The sequence below is a fragment of the Proteus hauseri genome, assembly GCF_040139125.1.
GTDB classification, from domain to species: Bacteria; Pseudomonadota; Gammaproteobacteria; order Enterobacterales; family Enterobacteriaceae; genus Proteus; species Proteus hauseri_B.
On record NZ_JBEEUB010000009.1, the window covers coordinates 103,257 to 118,596 of the forward strand.

At 38.5% G+C, this 15,340-nt stretch carries 16 protein-coding genes; 9 read left to right on the plus strand and 7 right to left on the minus strand.

The window, feature by feature from the left end; genetic code table 11:
* The first annotated feature begins 17 nt into the window (after positions 1 to 17).
* The 7 genes from radC to ABN099_RS14945 all read left to right on the plus strand — a co-directional run bounded on the left by radC (position 18) and on the right by ABN099_RS14945 (position 6,071).
* Complete coding sequence (gene radC / locus ABN099_RS14915; protein WP_349464751.1) at positions 18 to 689, plus strand: RadC family protein; 672 nt, start codon at positions 18 to 20, stop codon at positions 687 to 689.
* Between the two features lie 249 nt (positions 690 to 938).
* A complete protein-coding gene (gene rpmB, locus ABN099_RS14920; RefSeq protein WP_349464752.1) occupies positions 939 to 1,175 on the plus strand; it encodes a 50S ribosomal protein L28 in 237 nt (78 codons plus the stop codon).
* 10 nt (positions 1,176 to 1,185) lie between these two features.
* Positions 1,186 to 1,353, plus strand: a complete 168-nt coding sequence (gene rpmG, locus ABN099_RS14925) for a 50S ribosomal protein L33 (protein ID WP_006534250.1) — start codon at positions 1,186 to 1,188, stop codon at positions 1,351 to 1,353.
* A 148-nt stretch (positions 1,354 to 1,501) separates the two neighbouring features.
* The gene (locus ABN099_RS14930) at positions 1,502 to 2,623 is read left to right on the plus strand and encodes a glycosyltransferase family 4 protein (protein WP_349464754.1); all 1,122 of its coding nucleotides are present in this window, start codon (positions 1,502 to 1,504) and stop codon (positions 2,621 to 2,623) included.
* A 167-nt stretch (positions 2,624 to 2,790) separates the two neighbouring features.
* Entirely contained in the window at positions 2,791 to 3,792 is a 1,002-nt protein-coding gene (locus ABN099_RS14935) for a glycosyltransferase family 9 protein (RefSeq protein ID WP_349464756.1), read from the plus strand.
* 3 nt (positions 3,793 to 3,795) lie between these two features.
* Entirely contained in the window at positions 3,796 to 4,899 is a 1,104-nt protein-coding gene (locus ABN099_RS14940) for a glycosyltransferase family 4 protein (protein ID WP_349464758.1), read from the plus strand.
* 2 nt (positions 4,900 to 4,901) lie between these two features.
* Positions 4,902 to 6,071 (plus strand): glycosyltransferase family 4 protein, encoded by a 1,170-nt coding sequence (locus ABN099_RS14945; RefSeq protein ID WP_349464760.1) that lies wholly within the window; start codon positions 4,902 to 4,904, stop codon positions 6,069 to 6,071.
* On the opposite strand, the gene rfaL is transcribed toward ABN099_RS14945, so the two are convergent.
* The gene (gene rfaL / locus ABN099_RS14950) at positions 6,068 to 7,339 is read right to left on the minus strand and encodes an O-antigen ligase RfaL (protein WP_349464911.1); all 1,272 of its coding nucleotides are present in this window, start codon (positions 7,337 to 7,339) and stop codon (positions 6,068 to 6,070) included. The genes ABN099_RS14945 and rfaL overlap by 4 nt on opposite strands.
* Before the next feature lie 100 nt (positions 7,340 to 7,439).
* Here rfaL and mutM point away from each other — a divergent pair, with 100 nt between their 5' ends.
* Positions 7,440 to 8,264, plus strand: coding sequence for a bifunctional DNA-formamidopyrimidine glycosylase/DNA-(apurinic or apyrimidinic site) lyase (mutM, locus tag ABN099_RS14955; RefSeq protein ID WP_349464762.1), 825 nt, complete (start codon positions 7,440 to 7,442; stop codon positions 8,262 to 8,264).
* On the opposite strand, the gene coaD is transcribed toward mutM, so the two are convergent.
* The 6 genes from coaD to rfaQ all read right to left on the minus strand — a co-directional run bounded on the left by coaD (position 8,261) and on the right by rfaQ (position 14,175).
* Positions 8,261 to 8,746 carry a pantetheine-phosphate adenylyltransferase gene (gene coaD, locus ABN099_RS14960; RefSeq protein ID WP_349464764.1) on the minus strand — a complete coding sequence of 162 codons (486 nt, stop codon included), beginning with the start codon at positions 8,744 to 8,746 and terminating at the stop codon, positions 8,261 to 8,263. The genes mutM and coaD overlap by 4 nt on opposite strands.
* Complete coding sequence (locus ABN099_RS14965) at positions 8,736 to 9,515, minus strand: glycosyltransferase family 2 protein (protein WP_349464766.1); 780 nt, start codon at positions 9,513 to 9,515, stop codon at positions 8,736 to 8,738. The genes coaD and ABN099_RS14965 overlap by 11 nt, the downstream gene beginning before the upstream one ends.
* A complete protein-coding gene (waaA, locus tag ABN099_RS14970) occupies positions 9,515 to 10,792 on the minus strand; it encodes a lipid IV(A) 3-deoxy-D-manno-octulosonic acid transferase (RefSeq protein WP_349464767.1) in 1,278 nt (425 codons plus the stop codon). Before waaA ends, ABN099_RS14965 begins: the two co-directional genes overlap by 1 nt.
* Positions 10,793 to 10,874: 82 nt before the next feature.
* The gene (locus ABN099_RS14975; protein WP_349464769.1) at positions 10,875 to 11,978 is read right to left on the minus strand and encodes a glycosyltransferase; all 1,104 of its coding nucleotides are present in this window, start codon (positions 11,976 to 11,978) and stop codon (positions 10,875 to 10,877) included.
* Positions 11,975 to 13,108 carry a glycosyltransferase family 4 protein gene (locus tag ABN099_RS14980; protein ID WP_349464771.1) on the minus strand — a complete coding sequence of 378 codons (1,134 nt, stop codon included), beginning with the start codon at positions 13,106 to 13,108 and terminating at the stop codon, positions 11,975 to 11,977. Before ABN099_RS14980 ends, ABN099_RS14975 begins: the two co-directional genes overlap by 4 nt.
* Complete coding sequence (gene rfaQ, locus ABN099_RS14985) at positions 13,105 to 14,175, minus strand: putative lipopolysaccharide heptosyltransferase III (protein WP_349464773.1); 1,071 nt, start codon at positions 14,173 to 14,175, stop codon at positions 13,105 to 13,107. The genes ABN099_RS14980 and rfaQ overlap by 4 nt, the downstream gene beginning before the upstream one ends.
* A gap of 158 nt (positions 14,176 to 14,333) precedes the next feature.
* Here rfaQ and ABN099_RS14990 point away from each other — a divergent pair, with 158 nt between their 5' ends.
* On the plus strand, positions 14,334 to 15,296 hold the full coding sequence (locus ABN099_RS14990) for a polysaccharide deacetylase family protein (protein WP_349464775.1): 963 nt from the start codon (positions 14,334 to 14,336) through the stop codon (positions 15,294 to 15,296).
* Positions 15,297 to 15,340: the final 44 nt, after the last annotated feature.

A 15,340-nucleotide genomic window follows, 5' to 3' on the forward strand; every position in this document is an offset into this window, starting at 1 on the left:
TTTAAGGAGAACCAAGGATGGAAAACCTACCTATAAGCGCTCTTTTACCCAGAGAAAAACTCGCTCTTTATGGTGCTGAATCACTGACTGATACTGAATTACTTGCCATATTTTTACGAACAGGTACTTATGAAAAGTCAGTATTAGAGCTCGCTGATTTCTTACTTAAAGAGTGTGGCTCTTTATATCATGTTATCAGTGCGGATTATGAAATATTAGGTCGCTTTAAAGGTGTAGGTATTGGAAAATTTAGCCAACTACAAGCAATTAACGAGATGGCGCAACGTTTCTCCACTACACAATTTATGTATAAAAACGTGTTATCTTCTTCAGAAGAGACCAAATATTATTTACAGAAATTACTAAATTGGCGTGAAAGAGAAGTTTTTGTCGTACTTTTTCTGGATAATCAAAATCAAATGATTGGTTTTGAAGAGATGTTTAAAGGCACAATTAACCGTGTTGAAGTGCATCCTCGAGAAATTGTTCGACAATCCATCAAAAGAAATGCATCTTCTATTATTCTGGCTCATAATCATCCATCTGGTATTTCTGAGCCTAGTCTTGCAGACAAACAGATCACTGAAAAAATATTTGCTGCCTGTCAGTTAGTGGGTGTAAATGTGCTCGATCACCTCGTTATTGGGCATGATAACTGTGTTTCTTTTGCTGAACAGGGTTGGTTATAACAGATCTTTTTTGTAATTTTTGTCAATCTTTATTTGTACGGGTCTTGAGCGTTGACGCCATTGGGCGTATACTACGCCACCTTTGAGGATCTTGGGTTTGGCGAGAAGAGCCTATCTCAGCAAGTTTTTCCTGAGGTGATTACATAGTTTTTCGTTCGTTAAAAAGTTGCTGAGATGGGCTCCAAAGCCTGACGAGGCGGCCAAACCTGATACTAAAGCTCGAGCTGATTAGATTTTTGGAGAATAGACATGTCCCGAGTCTGCCAAGTTACCGGCAAGCGTCCTGTGAGTGGTAATAACCGCTCTCACGCATTAAACGCGACTAAACGCCGTTTTCTGCCAAACCTGCACTCTCACCGTTTCTGGGTTGAGTCTGAGAAACGTTTCGTAACTCTGCGTGTATCTGCTAAAGGTATGCGTGTTATTGATAAGAAAGGCATCGAGTCTGTGTTAGCAGATTTACGTGTCCGTGGTGAGAAGTTCTAGGAGCTGAAAAATGGCTAAAGGTATTCGCGAGAAAATTAAACTCGTTTCTTCTGCTGGTACAGGTCACTTCTATACCACTACGAAGAACAAACGCACTATGCCAGAAAAACTGGAAATGAAAAAATTCGATCCAGTTGTTCGCCAGCATGTGCTGTATAAAGAAGCTAAAATTAAATAATTTTGGTCTTCTTAAAAAACCCGACCTAGTGTCGGGTTTTTTGTTATCTGGGGTCTGATAAGTATAACTAGGTAAAGCCATTATGAACTTATCATACACTTTCGTTATACTGACTCTCCTTTTTGGGTCATTCGGTAATGGGTTGTAGATGGATAAGCCTGTGTTATCAATATTACATACAGAGTCTTCTTGTGGATGGGGTGGTCAGGAAATTCGCATATTGACTGAATCTCAAGGAATGATCCGCAGAGGGCATCGTGTATCTCTGATTTGCTGCCCTAACTCTAAAATTGCCAAAGTTGCCTCTGAGTATGGCATCCATGTTATTACCTTACCGATAGAGAAAAAACGCTGGTCTGCACTAAAAGCAATTTGCCAGTGGTTGAAAAAACATCACCAACAATTTGATGTAATTAACACGCATAGCTCTACAGATGCTTGGTTAGTTGCTGTCGCGTGTGCAACATTGCGTAAACCACCGGTTATTGTTCGTACCCGTCATGTATCAACGGATGTTTCTCGCTCGTTACCTACTCGCTGGCTCTATCTTTCATCAAGTGCGCACATTGCCACGACAGGCGAAAAATTACGTCAAACCCTACATCTGCATAACCGTTTTCCTTTAGAGCGTATGACATCAGTGCCAACAGGCATTGATTTACAACGTTTTTATCCGCAAGAGAAACAGCTCGCTAGAGAAAAAATTGGACTTCCCAATAAACAGACGCTCGGTATTGTGGCAACAATGCGTACTTGGAAAGGACATAAATATTTGGTTGAAGCATGGAAAACATTGCATCAACAGTTTCCTGATTGGCAGCTCATTTTTGTTGGAGATGGTCCTCAACGTAAAAATTTAGAACCTATGGTAAAAGCGGCAGGATTAGAGCAGAGTATTTTTTTCTTAGGCAATCGTGATGATGTGCCTGATTGCCTTAATGCGATGGATCTTTTTGCATTGCCTTCTTTTGGTAATGAAGGTGTGCCACAAGGTATTATGCAGGCAATGGCGTGTGGCTTGCCAGTTGTTTCAACGACTGTTGGTGCAATTAGTGAAGCTGTTATTGATGGAAAAACAGGATTTACTTTAGCGCCTCAAGTGCAAGAAACATTAACAAGTTATCTTGCTAAGTTAATGGCATCTGATGAACTGCGCCAGCAAATGGGGCAAGCCTCACTCGAGCATGCTATAGCACAGTTTGGTTTAGATAATATGTTGAATAAAATGGAAAATATATTTATTCAGGCAATCAATTCTAAAAATAAATAAGTATGATGGATGTGTTTGTAATAGCTATCAGGTGGTACTAAGTCGATGATAAGAAACTATCATCCTGATTAGTCACAGGTATATTCATAGTATTGATGAATATTTGTAATGCTTTTTAGTGTATAGTCTGAGAAGTAAATGTATCATTTAAGCCAAATAAAAAGTGTATGAATCCAGATAATATATTGATTATCGCAATCGCTCGTTTCGGTGATACGTTATTAATTACACCGACTATTCACGCATTAAAGCAGCGGTGGCCTAATGCTCGTATTCATGTGCTGGCACACAAGCGCAGTGCGTGTATTCTCAATGGTAATCCAGATTTATATAGCATTAAGATTTTTTCTAAAAAAAGAGCGCGTTGGTCTGGTTGGTTACCCAATAAACCTTATGACCTTGCATTTGTTTATGGTAATGAGAGTGAATTAGTCAGTTATGCTCGCAGACAATCACATCATACTTTTGCATTTGCAAATATTTCAAAAAAACAAACTGATATAACATGGGTCGCTCGTCCAACAGTACCTATGGTGGCACAAAAAGAACGTGCCTTATTAATTAATCCATTAGAGATTTATCCGAGTTGTTGGCAACTACGTTATACCATCAGTGATGAAGAAAAAGTATTTGCTCAACAATTTTTAATATCTAATTCATTAATTAATAAAAAGATTATTGGCTTTCAACTACAGAGTTTCCCAGCTAAAGCTTATCGAGACTGGCCAGTAGAAAATTTTCTCCAACTAGCAAAACAGATTATTACTGATGACGAACAGGTCTATTTTTTGTTATTAGGAGGGGAAGAGAGTAAGCCGCTAGCAAGAGATCTGGCTAAAAAAATAGGTACAGAGCGCTGCTTAGCTATAGCAGGATGTGTAACAATGCGCCAAAATGCAGCAATAATGGCAAATTTATCGCTATATGTTGGTGTCGATACAGGTCCTACACATTTGGCTGGTGCCTTAGATATTCCTATGGTGGCGCTATATCATAGCTATCACCCTGGGTGCTATTTAGCACCTTTACAGCATTCGTGTTGTCGTGTTATTCAACATCCAATACCGTTGGCATCGGCAAGTCGTGAAGATACGATGTCCGATATTTCGGTAGAAAATGTTTGGAACGCTGTTAGTGATATATTAAATGGAATGAAGGTGAAACAGTAACTCATGAAGATCGGATTAATTGATGTCACAATCACAATGTCTTATGGCGGGATCCAAACAGCAGTGTGGGAACTGGCAAAGCAATTGCATGATGCTGGACATGAAGTTCATCTTTATGGTGGAAACGGAGATGTTCGACAAAATTTAGCTGGACGCCAAATTCAGATCCACACCTATCCTTATACCCCAAGAGATAAAGTGATTGATTTGGGTGGACGTTTTCGCCGTATTGTTGAACGCTATACCTTTGCCAGACATGCCAAGAAAGATGTGATTAGCCAAAAGTTTGACTGGGTTATCTTAACTAAACCTTTTGACTTTTTTTGGCCTTCACTGATGCCTAAATCATCTTCTACCCGATTTTGTTATATGAGTGGTGGCACCAGTTTTTTTAAAGGTGACCGCCGCTTAGGTAAAAATATTTCAGCGTGGGTGGCTTGTAGCCACTTTAATGCTTGGCAGATACAGCATCACTTTAAACAGTTCCCAGAAGTTATCTACAATGGTGTGGATATTGAAAAATTTAAGCCAATGATGACACCTTTACGCCAAAAGTTAGGAATTAGTGATGATACCTTCTTATTGGTATTTGCAGGGCGATTAGTTGGCTGGAAAGGATTAAGTGTTGCGATAGATGCAATCAGTGCCTTACAAGATAAAGATGTAAAGCTGCTGATTGTGGGAGCAGGAGATGATCTTGATCGACTAAAGAAAAAAGCCAGTGCAAAAGGTGTTTCTGAGCAGGTTATTTTTCATCACCCTGTTGAGCATAGTGAGCTTCCTGAATTTTATGCCGCTTGTGATGCAGGTATTTTCCCAAGTGTTGGAGATGAAGCCTTTGGTATCACGATTGCTGAAGCCATGGCGTGTGGTAAACCAGTAATTGCTAGCCATATTGGTGGAATTCCAGAAGTTGTTGGTAATGAAGAAACCGCCGGATTATTAGTTACGCCAGGCGACGCACAATCTATTGTGGCTGCGATTACTTATCTTCGTGGACTACCCGATAAAGGTAAAAAAATGGGCGAAAATGCACGTTTACGTATTGAGTCTCGTTATACTTGGCAGCATTCGGCACAACGTCTTTTACGTGCTTTGACTTTGTAACTATGAAAATAGCTTATCTCGACCCTTATCCAGTGCCCGATTTACGTGTGGCTTCATTGCAGATTTTGCAAAATGTCGATGCTTTTGCCCGTGCTGGCGCACAAATAACACTGGTTACCCCAAAAGGACAATATCGAGATAGTGATATTTTAGGGCGTTCGATTCACTCTAATGCAAGCTTAGTTTCACTGAGAGATATCAGACGAAAATGGTATTTTCCATTTAATTCACAAAAGCTATTTTCATTACAAATCGCCCGTTGGTTAAAGCAAAATCCGGTTGATGCACTCTTTACTCGTAATTTAAAGCTCGCCTGTTACCTCTGTGAGAATCACCCTGATATTCCTCTCTTTTTTGAAAGCCATGAAATTTTCGCACAATCTTTTGCTGAGTCTCATTCATTTGAGAAGAAAAAAAATCGTGCCAAATACCATAAATTATTAAAAATGGAAAAGCAGGTTTATAGCCAAGCAACAGGAATTTTTGTGCTTACTTCATTGCTGCGAGATGATATTTTATCGCAATATCAAGTCACAACGCCTATTACTATCGTTGCAGATGGTGTTGATTTACATGCGGTGGCAGCTTGCCAACATAAAACCTCTTCGTCTGAATTAAATAATCAAACCGAAGTACTTTATTTAGGTAGTTTGCATAAGTGGAAAGGTATTCCTACCATGATGCGAGCGATGAAATACCTTGATAATGCAAGACTTAATATTGCTGGTGGAACACCAGAACAAATTGAAGGATTAACATTATTAGCCCAAGAGATGGACGTAAAAGATAACGTCAATTTTCTTGGTTTTATTGATCCCCAAAAACGGTTTGCAGCAATAGCACAGCATGATATTTGTGTTTTACCACTGACGTTAACCAGTATTGGTAGTCGTTACACATCGCCATTAAAACTCTTCGAGTATATGGCAATGAGAAAGCCTGTGGTGATATCAGACTTTCCTTCAATTCGCGATGTAGTTGATGAAAAAGCAGTAAGTTTTGCTGATAGTGGTGATGCTCAAAGTTTCGCTAAGCAAATTGTACTGTTAAGAGAAAACCCACAGCGAGCGGCTGAAAAAGTCGCTCATGCCCGCTCTTTAGTTGAAAACTATTACAACTGGGATAAACGGGCTGAGACGATATTAAAAACAATTGAAAAATTAATTAACTAATCTTCGCTGTGCGATTTTTCATTAGATGATGTCGCTGATGGGTTATTTAATAGTGAATAACGCAGTGCTAGCATTAACCCCACCAAAATACCTACCTGATTAATATAGGCATTCTCAAATAGACCTCGCAATAGATACATACCTAAAAATGACATTAGTAGCACGAGAGAAGCTTGTCTAATTACACCGTGGTTTTTTCTTATTAGCTGAACACCTTGAGCGATAATTGAGGTGCAAAAATAGAGAATACCCAATAAGCCAAATATTCCACCAGCAAACCAGAAAGCTAAAAAGCTATTATGGGGACCAATAGAGGTTTTGAATACCCAGTTTGGATAGTCTTTTACATGTTTATTATAAACATTATGGTAAAGCTGATTGCCATAGCCATAACCTTGGATGGGCTTTTCTAAAATAAGATCTAAAGCGGAACCTTGGGTGCCATTATCAAAACGTAGCCCACTATTGGTTTGGGTTAATTTATATTGAAGTTTTTTACCAATAAATTGGTTAGCGGGTAGTTGAGTTGCACCAATAAAGAAAAGAGAGCAAACAACTAAACCAATTATCATTAGCAACCATTGGCGATTAATAATTAACATAAGAAATGCACTTAATGCTAATGCAACCCATGCACCTCTGGCTAATGTTCCTAACATTAAAAATAAAAATAAAACGCCTGATGATGCTAATAAAAACCAATTAATTAAGTTATGGTGTTTTTTTAGTGCCCAACAGCTAAGAATAATTGGAAAGAAAAATAGTAATCCATAGGAAATCTCTCTATGAGCTAACTGGCTTTTTACTGTAAAAGGCCAAATACCTTTCTGATACTCCAAATAATACTGCACCAACTCTTTTACCATAATCACCAACAACCCTATAGCAAAAGCCACCATCACCATTTTTGCAATATCAGCAGGTTTTTCTTTATACAGTACAATAGGAAAGGTGATGGCAAAGAGCAGTAAGCCATTTAAAATAGGTTTGTTAATCTCTTTTATACTGATACTTGGCTCAACTGAAATGACGATTGACCAACCAATTGCCAGTAATAAAAAGAGCAAAGAGAGCGACAGATTATTTTTAAAAACTTTGCAGATGGCACGAAAATCGCGTACTAGATACCACAGTGCGGTTGCGCCAATTAAGCCCATCACTATATTTTTATAGCGAGTGATATCGGGTAAGTAGATCAATATAATATAAAGCCCAATAATGGATAAATTCCAAAGGGATTTTTTATTATAGTCTTTAAACCACATCATCATAATCTGCTGTCTTCCTGAATTCCTATATTGGGTTGCGATCATACAATAAAAATGATGTTATCGCTGTATTTCTCTACTGACAATAATGGAGTGACCTGTGCCCGAATTACCCGAAGTTGAAACCAGTCGCCGAGGTATTGAGCCTCATTTGGTTGGTAATGTATTGCATTACGCGGTGGTACGTAACAGTAAATTACGCTGGCCTGTATCAGAAAAAATAAAAACATTGCTTGATGAGCCGATTTTAAGTGTAAAACGTCGTGCTAAGTATCTATTAATTGAACTCAATAAAGGCTGGATTATTATTCACTTAGGTATGTCTGGTAGTGTAAGGATTTTACTAGAAGAGCAACCAGAAGAAAAACATGACCATGTCGATTTGATTTTCCGTGATGGTAAGGTATTGCGTTATACCGATCCTCGGCGTTTTGGTGCTTGGTTATGGTGTGAAGATTTGGCAACCAGTTCAGTATTGGCTCATTTAGGTCCTGAACCACTCTCTGATGCATTTAATGCAGATTATCTGTATCAACAATCACGTAATAAAAAAACAGCAATAAAGCCGTGGTTAATGGATAACAAGCTCGTTGTGGGTGTGGGAAATATCTACGCTAATGAAGCATTATTTTCTTCAGGAATCATGCCCGACAGAAAATCGAGCAGCTTAACCGAAAAAGAGTCTGAAGTTTTAGTCACGGCAATTAAACGAGTATTAACGCGTTCGATAGAACAAGGTGGGACAACACTAAAGGATTTTCTGCAATCTGATGGTAAACCGGGCTATTTTGCTCAAGAACTGTTTGTCTATGGGCGAAAAGATAAACCATGTTTAATTTGTGGGAATACCATTGAAAGTATTAAGCAAGGGCAGCGTAGTACATTTTTTTGTCGCCACTGCCAGCACGGTGAAGATGACGCTTAAATTTTTCCTAATTTTTGTAACATTGCGGTTGTTACAACTTCAGGTAAGAATGTAGATACATCGCCATCATGCAGCGCAACGTCTTTAATTAAAGAAGAAGAGACAAACGAAAGATTTTGAGATGGCAGTAAAAATACACTCTCAAGATCGGGTGCAAAGTGGCGGTTCATATTGGCAAGTTGCCATTCGTATTCAAAATCTGAAACGCTGCGGACACCCCGAATAAGAATAGTCGCTTGCTGCTCACGAGCAAAGTTTGCCATAAGCTCGCTAAAACCAACAATTTCTACGTTGGGTAAGTGGCTGGTTACTTCTTTAGCTAATGCAACGCGCTCTTCAAGTGTAAACATTGGGTTTTTGCGTGCACTTGAGGCAATGGCTAATAAAACAGAGTCAAACATACCTGCAGCGCGGGTCAAAATATCAAGATGACCATAAGTAATGGGGTCAAATGTTCCTGGGTAGATAGCTTTATTTTTCATTTTCAGGTTTCTTTTGGCTAAGTTCCCACAAAGAGGCATATTTATTAAAGGTATACTGTGCATTAACCAATGCCAGTGCTAGGCCCTGCTTTCCATCTAAAAATCCCATACGCAGTAACCATGTTTTAAAAAAAGCACCTAAGGTATGCGTTAATATAGCACTATAATGCGTTGTTTTACCTTTTTGAGCACGCTCTTGTGCCCAAGCCGCGGCATATTTTAGCTGTTTTTGCTGAAACTCGATTAAATCACGACAAGTAAGGTGAAGTAGGTCACCTTGCAGTGTTTTAACTATAGCATCTTTAGTTTCTAATGATTCATGAACTAAATTATCATTATATTGATAATGTTCACGGGCATATAGGCGAGTGACTTTATCAGGATACCAACCGCTGTGTTTCATAAAACGCCCCATAAATAAATTACGTCGAGCACAGTTATAAACACAGTTATTGTCAGGTTGTTGTAACGTTGCTTGAATACTATTTTTTAGCTCTGGCGTTACGCGTTCATCACTATCAACCATAAAAATATAATCACCAGTCGCATATTGCTGAGCCAACTGACGTTGTTTGCCAAAACCGCGCCACTCACTATTTACAAAAACTTTTGCGCCTTTCTCTGTTGCTATGTGACAGGTTGCATCTTGGCTGCCAGAATCTAGTACGATAATTTCATCAGCCCATTGTACTGAATCTAGGCATTCGCCAATCACATCAGCCACATTTTTACTGATAATCACAACGGAAAGACGCTTGCTTTGGCTCATCAATGGCTCCGAGGAGGAAGATAAGGAGAAAGTAAAGTGAGTAAGCGTAATAGTGCGCCCTGATTTTCATGCAACACTTCAACAGCATGGCGACCATAGTAACGACGATAATCTTCGTCGTTCAACAGTGAAGCGATAGCGGTTGCCATTGATTCGCTATCAGTAACCGTAATAAGACCTTCTGCTTGATCAAGCTTGGCACAAATATTTTTAAAATTAAAAGTATAAGGTCCCATTAAAACAGGGATTGCATGAGCCGCAGCTTCTAAAGGATTATGACCACCGCGCTCAACTAAGCTACCACCAACAAAGGCTAAATCAGCAATGCCATAGAGCAGCATCAATTCACCCATGGTATCGCCAATCACAACCTGAGTTTGCGCATCAGGTACGGCATCTGTGCTACGTAATATATATTTTAATCCCGCTTCGCGAGTGAGTTGCTCCGCTTTAGAGAAGCGTTCTGGATGACGAGGGACTAAAATTAGTAACAGTTGTGGAAATTGGGTAAGTAGTTTTTTGTGGGTATCTAAAATAATAGTCTCTTCGCCTTCGTGAGTACTGGTTGCAATCCACACAGGACGATGAGCAGCCCACTGACGACGCAAAGCAACGGCTCTTGCGGCTAACTCTGGTGTTACTGAAATATCAAATTTCAGGCTACCAGTGACATGCAAATGAGAGCGCTTTAGACCTAACTCAATAAAGCGCTCGCCATCTTCCTGATTTTGCGCCGCTATTAAGGTGATTTTTCTCAGCATATGTTTAACAAAATTACCTAATTTTTGGTAGCCCGCAGCAGAACGCTCTGATAAGCGTGCATTAGCGATAATTAAAGGTATTTTGCGTTGATGAAGCTGAGAAATAAGATTTGGCCAGAGTTCGGTTTCCATAATAATGACTAATTTAGGATCAACGGTACAAAGAAAACGATTAACTGAGCCGGGTAAATCATAAGGAAGGTAGACATGATAAACGTCATCACCAAAAGCAGAACGAACACGCTCTGAACCCGTTGGTGTCATGGTGGTGACAGTGATGGGTAAATCTGGGTAATGGTGACGTAAAGCACGTACAAGTGGTACTGCGGCGAGTGTTTCACCGACAGAAACAGAGTGCAGTAATATACCATGCGCGGCGACTTTGCCTTTGCAAAAGCCATAGCGCTCTGCCCACCGTTTGCGGTAGGCTGGTGCTTTTCGGCTACGTAACAAAAGACGCAACCAAATCAGAGGTTGAATAAGGTAAAGAAGTACCTGATATAAACGCAACAACATGCTATCAAATTCACTTATCTGGACGAAGACCTATAGTACCACACTGTGTAGCGGAAAGTGTGTAAAAACAACCAGGCTCGGATTAAGGAATTAAAGCGATATACTGCTTTAATATATGGTTTAACTCAAATTTTGCATATGATGATGGCAATATTTGAGGTGGTGAATAATAAGCTAGTCTAAGTTTCTCTGCGAGTGAGTCGGCATTCATATCAGAAAGGTAATTGGCAAGCTCATCTGTCATAATTTCACTAACACCACCAGGGCAACGTGTACTGACAATGGGAGTGCCACAGATAAGAGACTCAATTAGTACAGTAGGTAACCCTTCACTATCTGAACTTAATGCAACAACTTTCGCGCCTTGAATTGCGGGTAATGGGTTAGAGATAAAGCCTGCTAATACCACTTTTTCAGTAAGATTTAGTTGCTTAATTTGGTGCTCTAGTTGCTGCTTAATAGCTGGGGTACCTTCGCCTAATAGGATAAGCTGACAAGGTAAATTAGCTTTAGCGAAAGCGTTGATTAATCTATCCTGCCTTTTTACTTCATGTAAACGTCCAACATGTAAAATGTAATCTTGTTGATTAAAAAGGTTATTTTGCTTAGCTTTTTGTTGAATTTCTTCGATATTGAAAGGGTTATAAATCGTTTTTAATTGGTGAGTTTGAATGCCAATTTGATTAACTAAATCCTCTTTCACTGCATTAGAGACACAAATCAGGTTTTTATCTTTATATACTTGCTGAATTTTAGTTCTCTTTAACCAATATGAAAAACCTGATTTGTTGCCAAGATATGATTGGGAATAAATACCGTGAATACAGTACCAAACATTACATGTCGCCAGCTGTTTTGAACGTGAAACAATGCGGTCAGTTTTATGTAAATTAGATAAGACGAGCGCAGGTCGCCCTTTTTTTGTAAATAGCTGTGTTAGTACATTATCAAGAGATTTAGATCTACGTGATATTTCAGTTAATTTTCTAAAAATACCACGATAGCTATCGTGATCAACAATATAATTAATAAAATCAGGTAATTGATAAGCTAATTTTTCATGTAATGATAATAGTGTGACCTGATATCCGGCTTGATGAAAACCATCAGCAAGGCGCAATGTGACGTTTTCAGCACCGCCGCCAGGTAATCCATCAATGATAAAAAGTATATGCTGTTGATTCACAAGGTCAATATCCGTTTATAAAGTGAAATGAGCTCATTTGACAAATGTTGTGGTGTGTAAGGAAGAATCGTCTCTCTTGCTGCAGTGGACATTTCATGCCACGTTACTTGCTTAGAAATTATTATAATTGCATCGGTTAATGCCGAAATGTCTAAGGCATCGCAAACAAAGCCATTTATACCATTTTCAATAAATTCAGCACCACCACAACTAGTTGATGTGATGACGGGTAAACCACACGATAATGCCTCAAGAACAACGTTAGGAAAAGGGTCATAAAGTGTGGGAAGCAGTAAAGCATCTGCCATTTGATAAAAAGGCAGAGTCTCTTTTTGCATCCCTAAAAAGAAAATTCTGTCACGACAACCTAATTGTTCAGCGAGATCTTCATATCTTTTTTGATTTTTATCTGTTCCTACTACTAACAATATAGCTGATGTACTCGCTATTGCCGAAATAGCGGCTGCTAATCCTTTTCGTTCAAAGCCAGAACCAACATAGATAAAGCAAGACGATTTTTTAGGGATCTTAAATTGTATTTTTAATGCTGTTTTTTGTGTGTCTGTTGCAGGAGTAAAGGCATTATGGTCAATTGCATTATAAATAACAGATATTTTATCGGCAGAAAGCCCAAAATCCTCAATGATTTCCTGTTTAACCATATGTGAATTGCAGATAACTTGTTTTAATGCTGGATCTGCATACATCTGTTTTTCTGCATTCATAACATAACGGTGGTATCTGTCATAGAACAACCAATAGCCTTTCCAGCGTGGAAGTATTCTTTGGCGTTGCAATAACCAGCGTCGATGTACACCATCACCCGCTCTAAAAATATCACATCCTGCAATGCGTTCATGGCTTTGCACAATATCAAAATGGTTTTCTTGCCAACAAGCTCTTGCTGCTTTAGCGAAGCCTGATTCTCTGCTAATTCGTCCATATTTTTTAGGATTACACAAATGAATATGCCAATCTTGGTTTACATCACCTTGCCATTCACGAGTAATCACATTTAACTCAAGCTCATCAGTTGATAGCGCATCTAAGGCGCGAGCAATAAAACGTTCAGCACCACCATCAGGTCGATATTTTTGTCTAACAATTGCTAATCGTAATGGATGGCTCATTGAGTTAAATACCTTTTAGCTGCGTGAAAAACGACATCAACAGGAATAGCAGAAAGATAGCGCTGTTGTGTATCTGTTTTAATATGGTCAGGGTGTGGGATATCTGCATAATTTCCTGCCCATATTGTCTCTCCAATTGCTTGCCATGGATGCCAGTGTTTTAGTTTTGAAGGCCCAAAAAGTGCGATAAGTGGTGTTTTTAATGCAGCAGCCATATGCATAGCAACGGAATCTACCCCGATAAAGAGCTTGGCATGATCAATTAACGCGGCTAATTGAGGTAACGATGTTTTACCAGCTAGCACAGTAATATTCTCTTTATTAGGGCATTGAGCTAAAATATTATCGACCATTTTAAGTTCTTTTTCTTCAGGTCCAGAAGTTAAAATAACCGAATAAGAATTTTGTTGAAATAAGGAGATTAATGATGCCATTTTATCTTCATCCCAACATTTAAAAAACCAACGAGAGGTTGGTTGAATAACAATATAGCCGTTACTTATGTTCTGTTCTTTTATTAACTCTTCAACCCATAGTTTGTCTAAATCGCTATAAGACATTGTAACAGTAGAGTGAATGGGAATATTAAGTGGCGTTAAGATGCTGAGGTTTTGCTCTACTGTGTGTAGTTGTCCATGATCAGCTGTTGGCACAATCACATTATGGCATTTAGCCCAAAATTTACTCTCTTTGCGTTTTTCAAACTCAAGCCCCAAGCGCATTGGTGCTTGAGTAACAAGTGCAAAAATTGCTGCTTTCCATTGATCAGCGAGGTCGATAACTAAATCATAATGTTGTTTTTGTAGCAAACGCCCTAGTTGCCACTCTTTTTTAATACGAGTGAATTTTCCTTGCTGTTTCCAATTTCTATCAAGATAAAAAATATTATTTATTAATGGATTATCTTGAAGCATAGGGAGTGTTTCTTTATACAATAAAACATCAATCGTTGCATTGGGATAAGCTGATTTTAACGAATGTATAACAGGCGTTGTCAGTAATATATCCCCATGATGTTGGAGCTTGATAACAAGTATTTTGTTAAATGATTGATTTGATTTATTCATAATTACTTTAGCTTCAGTAAGATGTCTTATTGTAAACAAATCGGTGAAATGCATCTACTAAACCCGATTTATATTGATTGAATTGCGGTTTTCTACTGCGTACCATAGTGTTAAATACAAATAGAACAGCCTATTATCCATTAATTGGCGGGGTATGCATGAAAAAACCAGCATTTATTATCACATTAGATACCGAAGGCGATAATCTTTGGGAAAATGATAGCGAAATTACTACCAAAAATACGCATTTTCTACCCCGTTTTCAGCAACTTTGTGAAAGCTTTAATTTTAAGCCTGTTTGGCTTACAAATTATGAGATGGTAATGGATGACGCTTATATCGAATTTGCTAAAGATGTGGTAGCTCGTAACACGGGTGAAATTGGTATGCATTTGCATGCATGGAATAGTCCTCCTTTAGCTGCTTTAACTGAGGATGATCTGCGTTATCAGCCTTATTTAATTGAATATCCAGAAAACCAAATGCGAGAAAAAATCGCATTAATGACGCACTTACTTGAAGATAAACTACAAACTAAAATGTTAAGTCATCGTGCTGGTCGCTGGGCTTTTAATGAAATTTATGCGCGTCTTTTAGTTGAATTTGGTTATCAAGTTGATTGTTCTGTTACACCTAAAGTTAATTGGCAATTTACCAAAGGTGATCCTGCACAATCTGGTGGCACAAATTATACTCATTTTCCAAGTCATGCTTATTTTATGGATTTACAAGATATCAGCAAAGAAGGAAGTTCGTCTTTGTTAGAAGTGCCGATGAGTATTCAATATAAGCACTCGCCTTTAATGAATAGCATTAAGCAAGGTTATGATAAAATTAGAGGTAAGCAGCGAGCACCTTCAGTAAATTGGTTACGTCCTAAAGGTGGAAATGCGCAGCAAATGATTGAGGTAACAAAGCAATCATTAGCACAAGGTAATGACCATATTGAATTTATGCTGCATTCATCAGAGTTTATGCCAGGTGGTAGCCCAACATTTAGAACAGAAAAAGAGATTGAAGGGCTATATGCTGATTTAGAAACACTATTTAGTTTCTTAAAAGATAAAGTACAAGGAATGACATTGGCTGAGTATTATCAAAGTAAGGTGCAGGTAAAATAAGATGAAGTTGAAAAAACTTAAGTGGGTACATAATTTTTTAAATA

What these genes read in the sequence shown, in the direction of transcription:
- radC (WP_349464751.1), top strand. Translation starts at nt 18, where the DNA reads ATGGAAAACCTACCTATAAGCGCTCTTTTACCCAGAGAAAAACTCGCT.
- rpmB (WP_349464752.1), top strand. Translation starts at nt 939, where the DNA reads ATGTCCCGAGTCTGCCAAGTTACCGGCAAGCGTCCTGTGAGTGGTAAT.
- rpmG (WP_006534250.1), top strand. Translation starts at nt 1,186, where the DNA reads ATGGCTAAAGGTATTCGCGAGAAAATTAAACTCGTTTCTTCTGCTGGT.
- ABN099_RS14930 (WP_349464754.1), top strand. Translation starts at nt 1,502, where the DNA reads ATGGATAAGCCTGTGTTATCAATATTACATACAGAGTCTTCTTGTGGA.
- ABN099_RS14935 (WP_349464756.1), top strand. Translation starts at nt 2,791, where the DNA reads ATGAATCCAGATAATATATTGATTATCGCAATCGCTCGTTTCGGTGAT.
- ABN099_RS14940 (WP_349464758.1), top strand. Translation starts at nt 3,796, where the DNA reads ATGAAGATCGGATTAATTGATGTCACAATCACAATGTCTTATGGCGGG.
- ABN099_RS14945 (WP_349464760.1), top strand. Translation starts at nt 4,902, where the DNA reads ATGAAAATAGCTTATCTCGACCCTTATCCAGTGCCCGATTTACGTGTG.
- rfaL (WP_349464911.1), bottom strand. Translation starts at nt 7,339, where the DNA reads ATGATGTGGTTTAAAGACTATAATAAAAAATCCCTTTGGAATTTATCC.
- coaD (WP_349464764.1), bottom strand. Translation starts at nt 8,746, where the DNA reads ATGAAAAATAAAGCTATCTACCCAGGAACATTTGACCCCATTACTTAT.
- ABN099_RS14965 (WP_349464766.1), bottom strand. Translation starts at nt 9,515, where the DNA reads ATGAGCCAAAGCAAGCGTCTTTCCGTTGTGATTATCAGTAAAAATGTG.
- waaA (WP_349464767.1), bottom strand. Translation starts at nt 10,792, where the DNA reads ATGTTGTTGCGTTTATATCAGGTACTTCTTTACCTTATTCAACCTCTG.
- ABN099_RS14980 (WP_349464771.1), bottom strand. Translation starts at nt 13,108, where the DNA reads ATGAGCCATCCATTACGATTAGCAATTGTTAGACAAAAATATCGACCT.
- rfaQ (WP_349464773.1), bottom strand. Translation starts at nt 14,175, where the DNA reads ATGAATAAATCAAATCAATCATTTAACAAAATACTTGTTATCAAGCTC.
- ABN099_RS14990 (WP_349464775.1), top strand. Translation starts at nt 14,334, where the DNA reads ATGAAAAAACCAGCATTTATTATCACATTAGATACCGAAGGCGATAAT.